We start from the raw sequence: 5,204 nt of genomic DNA, 5'->3' as shown, positions 1-5,204 counted from the left end.
GCCTGGCCCGCGGCTCTCGCGCCTGGCCCGCGGCTCTCGCGCCTGGCCCTCGGCCCTCGGCCCCCGCCCCCCGGCGATCTTGCACTTTCTGTCGCGCCATAACGCTTGAAAAGGTGCGAAACGGGGTCCGAAAGTGCAAGATCGCGGGGGGCTGCGGTGGCTGCGGTGGGCGCGGGCGGGTCAGGCAGTTTCCGCGTCGGCGCGGCTCGGGTCGGCGACGGGCAGCGCGTCCGACTCGTCGGTCGGGTCGACCTCGGGCTGCGGCTGCGGGATGTCGCGCAGGTGCTTGTTGTGCCGGGGCTCCTGGCGGGTCTTCGAGTCGTTGAGCCGCCGGCGCAGGTCGTCGCGGACGTCGTTGAGGGCCGCGTGCAGGTCCTCCTCGGCGGAGGTGGTGACGATCTTCTGCCGACCGGCGATCCAGCACTCCAGGGTGACCTTCTGCCCCCGCGCCTCGCGGTCCTTCACCGACACCTCCAACTCGGTGGCGTCGGCGTGGAAGCCGGCCAGCCGCGCGTCGAGGGTGGTGAACTGCTCGGCGATCCAGTTGCGGTCGCCCTGCGAGAACCCGGCACCCACCCGCAGGCACTCGGCCACCGTGGCCGGGTTCGCCGCGGCGCTCATCGCTGCGCCTCGGAAGCGGTTGCGGAGCCGATGGTGGTGATCATCATGGCGCTGGCCTCTCGTCGACGTGGAGCTGTCGGTGTTGCGTTGATCAAGTGCTTACCCAGTTCGGCCAGCGCGGGAAACCGCCGACGCCGTTCCGGGCGGGTCGGCCGTACCACATCCGGGCGTGATCAGGGCGTTGTCCACAGGCGGGCTCGTCATCCACAGGTTGGGCGCTCGTGCTGGCGGGGTCCGTCTCCGGCGCCCAGGCTCGGTGGCGAGTCGACTCGCGCTGGCAGGCCCCCGATCTCCCTGGAGGGACGATGTTCGACACCTACGTCACAATCGTCGGCAATGTGCTGACCACGCCCGAGTGGCGGCGTACCACCCAGAGCAACACCCTGGTGGCCAACTTCAAGGTCGCCTCCACCGCCCGCCGCCTCGACCGGGACAGCGGCCGCTGGGTCGACGGCAACTCCCTTCGCGTACGCGTCAACTGCTGGCGCAAGCTCGCCGAAGGGGTGGCCGCCTCGGTGATGATCGGCGATCCGGTGGTGGTCTGCGGGCGGCTCTACACCCGCGACTGGACCGACGACGCCGGCAACCACCGCACCGTGTACGAGCTGGAGGCGGTCGCCGTCGGCCACGACCTGTCCCGCGGCCGGGCCCGCTTCCTGCGTAACCGGCCGAGCGTGACCACCAGCACGGTGGAGGACGCGGAGGCCGAGAGCCGGGTGCACGGCGAGCCCACCGAGCCGGTGCCCGCCGGGCAGGCTCCCGTGCTGCCCGACGACCGCCCGTTGGACGACGACTTCGAGCCGTCCGACTTCGCGACCCCGCGTACCAACCCGTTCGGCGCCGACGCGCTCGGCGGCGGCTCCTTCGGCGGCGGCTCCCTCGATGGCGGCCCGCTCGGCGGCGGCTCCCTCGACGGCCCTCTCGGTGACGCACCGGGCGGGCAGGCCGACGACCCGGCCGGGCTTGACGACGACGAACTGGCTCTCCCTCGCGAGGTGACCGACGGCACCAGCGACGACGAACCGGACGACGAGCTGGGGCCGGTACCGGACGAGGAGGAGCCGGAGGCCGCGCCGACCGGCCGGCGGCGTCGCGGACGGATTCCGCAGCCGGCGTGACGGATCTGATCGACGATCGCGGGTCAGGCGGCAGGCCGGCCGTCTGACATCAGGGGTGGTGCTCCCGCGGTACGGCACGACGGGGGCGGGGTGGCGATGCGATGAGCGTCGTCACCCCGCGTGGCCACCGTCCACCCCGCCGCCTTCATCGGCGGGCAGCGCGGCGGCAGCGGCTGGGCCCGGCGGAATGTGCGGCGGGCCCGGCTCGTGCACGGGCCGCTCGTCTAGGCTGGCCGGCCGGAGGTGGTGCGTGTGCGACGGACAGCGCCGGTGGCGAACGCGGTAGGAATGCTGGCCGGGTACGCGCTGGACAGGCTGATCGGCGACCCCCGCCGATGGCACCCGGTAGCCGGCTTCGGGCAGGCCGCCGGCGCGCTGGAGCGTCGCGTCTACCGGCCGGACCGGGCGGCGGGTACGGCTTTCACCGCGCTGGCCGTGGGTGGGCCGGTGCTGCTCGGGGTGGTCGCCACGGCGGCCACCCGACGTCGGCCGGTGACCCGGGCGGTGCTCGTTGCCGCCGGCACCTGGGCCGTGCTGGGCGGTCGAACGCTGCGCCACGAAGCGACCGTCATGGGTCGTACGCTGCGTGACGGCGACCTGCCCGCTGCCCGCCGACGCCTCGGTCACCTCTGCGGTCGCGACCCGTCAACCTTGGACGAGTCGGAGTTGGCCCGCGCCACCGTCGAGTCGGTCGCCGAGAACACCTCCGACGCGGTCGTCGCCCCGCTGCTCTGGGGTGCGGTCGCCGGCCTGCCCGGCCTACTGGGCTACCGCGCGGCGAACACCCTCGACGCGATGGTCGGCCACCGGTCGGCGCGCTACGCGCGGTTCGGCACCCCGGCCGCCCGGCTGGACGACCTGCTCAACCTGGTGCCGTCGAGGCTCACCGGGCTGCTCACCATCGCCGTCGCACCGGTGGCGAACGGCGATCGGGAGCGGGCCTGGCGGGTGTGGCGACGGGACCGCAACGACCACCCGAGCCCAAACGCCGGCCAGTGCGAGGCGGCGATGGCAGGTGCACTCGGTGTCCGCCTCGGTGGACGCAACGTCTACTTTGGCCGCTCCGAGGTGCGTCCCTTCCTCGGCGACGGCCCTCGTCCCGAGGCGCGGCACCTCAAGCGGGCCGCCCGGATCTCCGGAGTCGTCGGGCTGGCCGCGGTGGGGCTGGCCGCCGCCTACCCGGTGACCCTCGGACGCCTGGTCGGTGCCGCCGGTCGCCGTGGGCTCGACGCCGCCGGGCTGGTGCGACGGGAGACTGGGCGATGAGCGGCGGGCTGCTCGTCGCCGGCACCACCTCCGACGCCGGGAAGAGTGTCCTCACGGCCGGCATCTGCCGCTGGCTGCACCGGCAGGGCGTGAAGGTGGCGCCCTTCAAGGCACAGAACATGTCGAACAATTCGGCGGTCGTCGTCGGGCCGGACGGACGTGGCGGCGAGATCGGTCGAGCCCAGGCCATGCAGGCGGCCGCCTGCGGGATCGCCCCCGACCTGCGGTTCAATCCGGTACTGCTCAAGCCGGGCAGTGACCTGGCCAGCCAGGTCGTGCTGCTCGGCGAGGCCGTCGACACGATCACCGCCGGCACGTTCCGGCAGTTGCGTCCCCGTCTCGCCGAAACGGCGTACGCGGCGTTGGCCGAACTACGCGCCACGTACGACGTGGTGATCTGCGAGGGCGCCGGCAGCCCCGCCGAGATCAACCTGCGGGCCGGTGACTACGTCAACATGGGGCTGGCCCGGCACGCCAACCTGCCCACCATCGTGATCGGCGACATCGACCGGGGTGGCGTCTTCGCATCGATGTTCGGCACGGTGGCCCTGCTCGACCCGGCCGACCAGGCGCTGATCGCCGGCTTTGTGATCAACAAGTTCCGGGGCGACCTCGGGCTGCTCCAACCCGGGCTGGACATGCTGCGCCAGGTCACCGGCCGCCCCACGTACGGGGTGCTGCCCTGGGCACTCGACCTGTGGCTCGACGCGGAGGACTCGCTCGCCTACGGCCGGGTCCTGGGGCGGCCGGCCGCCCCGCACGGCACCGAATGGCTCGACGTGGCCGTCGTCCGGCTGCCCCGGATCAGCAACGCCACCGACGTGGAGGCGCTGGCCACCGAGCCGGGCGTCCGCGTACGCCTCACCGTCGAACCGGCCGAACTGGCCGCCGCCGACCTCGTCGTCCTGCCCGGCTCCAAGTCGACCGTCGCCGACCTCGCCTGGCTACGCGAGACCGGCCTCGCCGACGCGGTCGCCGCCCACGCGGCGGCCGGTAAGCCGCTGCTCGGCCTCTGCGGTGGCTTCCAGATGCTCGGCCGCGCCATCCACGACCCGGTGGAGAGCCGGCAGGGCAGCGTGCAGGGCCTCGGCCTGCTGCCCATCGAGATCACCTTCGACCCCCGCAAAACCGTGCGGCAGTCGGTGGGCACCGCCCACGGTGACCTTCCGGTGCGCGGCTACGAGATCCACCACGGGTACGTCTCGCAGACCGACCCCACGCTGACCCCGCTGCTGACCGGAGTCGACGGTGTCGGCGAGGGTGCCGTGCTCGGGCCGGTGCACGGCACGCACTGGCACGGAGCGTTCGAATCCGACGCGTTCCGCCGCTGGTTCCTCACTGAGGCAGCCCGGCTGGCCGGGCGCACCGGATTCCGCGTCGCACCGGACACCAGCTTCGCCGCGGCCCGGGAACGCTCGCTCGACCTGCTCGGCGACCTGGTCGAGGAGCACCTCGACACCGACGCCCTCTGGCGCCTCATCGAGACCGGCCCACCCGCCGACCTCCCCTTCATCCCACCCGGCCCCCCAAAACCCTGACCACCCTGCCCCCCGCCCCCGCCCGTGCCCGCCGCTCGTGCCCGCCGCCGGTGCCCGCCGCCGGTGCCCGCCGCCGGTGCCCGCCGTCCGTGCCCGCCGTCCCTGCCCGCCACCCGTGCCCGGGATCCCGCCCCCACTCCGTCGATCATGGAGTTGTGGTGCCTGACTCAACCCGGTCGGTCACCTTTGTCCCCCACCACAACTCCATGATCGACCGGACGGGGCTGAGCTGGGGCCGGGCCGGGCTGGGTTAGGGCTTGGCCTTGCCATGCTGGGGCTGGGGTGGGGCTTGCCGGGCTGGGCTGAGGTGGGCTGGGTTGGGCCGGCGCGGGCCGGGCCGGGTTTGGGGCTGGGCCGGGCTGGGTTAGCGCTCGGTATGGGCTGGATTGGGCCGGGGCAGGGTAGGGCGGGGTTGGGGTGGGAATTTAGAGCGACCGGCAATAGGCGTTACTTGAGTCGGCGGGTGGTGGGTCGGGTGTCCCAGCGGTAGAGCGTGCGGGCTCGTTGGATGAGTTGACGGATGGTGACGATCGCTGCGGCCAGGTACAGGTAGAAGTCGATGATCTGGGCGTTGCGGTCGGTGCAGCGGCGGATCTTGCCGAAGCCGTTCATCCAGGAGTTGGTTCTCTCCACGACCCAGCGTTTGCCGATTTGGATCGGG

General features: G+C 73.0%; 4 protein-coding genes and 1 pseudogene. 3 read left to right on the top strand and 2 right to left on the bottom strand.

What is annotated here, in order from left to right; all coding sequences use genetic code 11:
• Nucleotides 1-180: 180 nt before the first annotated feature.
• The gene (locus AB0H52_RS30720; RefSeq protein ID WP_357951749.1) at nt 181-621 is read right to left on the bottom strand and encodes an HPF/RaiA family ribosome-associated protein; all 441 of its coding nucleotides are present in this window, start codon (nt 619-621) and stop codon (nt 181-183) included.
• A 305-nt stretch (nt 622-926) separates the two neighbouring features.
• On the opposite strand from AB0H52_RS30720, the gene AB0H52_RS30715 reads away from it, so the two are divergent.
• The 3 genes from AB0H52_RS30715 to AB0H52_RS30705 all read left to right on the top strand — a co-directional run bounded on the left by AB0H52_RS30715 (nt 927) and on the right by AB0H52_RS30705 (nt 4,543).
• Nucleotides 927-1,739 (top strand): single-stranded DNA-binding protein, encoded by an 813-nt coding sequence (locus AB0H52_RS30715; RefSeq protein ID WP_151489443.1) that lies wholly within the window; start codon nt 927-929, stop codon nt 1,737-1,739.
• Between the two features lie 288 nt (nt 1,740-2,027).
• The gene (locus AB0H52_RS30710) at nt 2,028-3,005 is read left to right on the top strand and encodes a cobalamin biosynthesis protein (RefSeq protein WP_357951756.1); all 978 of its coding nucleotides are present in this window, start codon (nt 2,028-2,030) and stop codon (nt 3,003-3,005) included.
• Nucleotides 3,002-4,543, top strand: coding sequence for a cobyric acid synthase (locus tag AB0H52_RS30705; protein WP_278121220.1), 1,542 nt, complete (start codon nt 3,002-3,004; stop codon nt 4,541-4,543). Before AB0H52_RS30710 ends, AB0H52_RS30705 begins: the two co-directional genes overlap by 4 nt.
• A gap of 447 nt (nt 4,544-4,990) precedes the next feature.
• Here the strand turns inward: AB0H52_RS30705 and AB0H52_RS30700 are convergent.
• A pseudogene (locus tag AB0H52_RS30700) lies at nt 4,991-5,204 on the bottom strand (IS5/IS1182 family transposase); the annotation flags it as partial.

Source organism: Micromonospora sp. NPDC050695 (genome assembly GCF_040654415.1).
Classification (GTDB): domain Bacteria; phylum Actinomycetota; class Actinomycetes; order Mycobacteriales; family Micromonosporaceae; genus Micromonospora.
The sequence above is the reverse complement of the archived record's forward strand: the minus strand, read 5'-3'. Positions and strand labels throughout refer to the sequence as shown.

What these genes read in the sequence shown, in the direction of transcription:
- AB0H52_RS30705 (WP_278121220.1), top strand. Translation starts at nt 3,002, where the DNA reads ATGAGCGGCGGGCTGCTCGTCGCCGGCACCACCTCCGACGCCGGGAAG.
- AB0H52_RS30710 (WP_357951756.1), top strand. Translation starts at nt 2,028, where the DNA reads ATGCTGGCCGGGTACGCGCTGGACAGGCTGATCGGCGACCCCCGCCGA.
- AB0H52_RS30715 (WP_151489443.1), top strand. Translation starts at nt 927, where the DNA reads ATGTTCGACACCTACGTCACAATCGTCGGCAATGTGCTGACCACGCCC.
- AB0H52_RS30720 (WP_357951749.1), bottom strand. Translation starts at nt 621, where the DNA reads ATGAGCGCCGCGGCGAACCCGGCCACGGTGGCCGAGTGCCTGCGGGTG.